1 protein-coding gene is annotated in these 382 nt (G+C 52.1%); it reads left to right on the plus strand.

What is annotated here, in order from left to right; translation table 11 throughout:
- Positions 1-6: 6 nt before the first annotated feature.
- Positions 7-382: Na/Pi symporter (locus tag ACYVTD_RS17760; protein ID WP_461248941.1), on the plus strand; the 376-nt coding region annotated here is incomplete at its 3' end.

Genomic DNA, 382 nt, shown 5'->3' on the forward strand with positions numbered 1-382 from the left:
AGCCCTATGGTCATAATATCGACTTTACTTAAAATTACCGGCGGTCTGTGCCTTTTCCTGTACGGAATGAAGGTTATGAGCGACGGCATCCAGCGCGCCGCCGGGGACAGGCTTCAGCGCTTCCTCAATCTAATAACCGGAAACAGGTTTACGGCCGTTTTTACCGGTTTTGCCATAACTTCGATAATCCAGTCGTCTTCGGCAACGACGGTCATGGTAGTGTCCCTTGTAAACGCGGGACTGCTCACCCTTAAACAGTCAATAGGCCTTATCATGGGGGCAAATATCGGCACCACGGTAACGGCGTGGATCGTGTCCCTAATCGGGTTCTCGCTTAAACTTTCGGAACTTGCCCTGCCCGCGGTCGGGGTAGGCTTTATCT

The organism is Treponema sp. R6D11, from assembly GCF_054786075.1.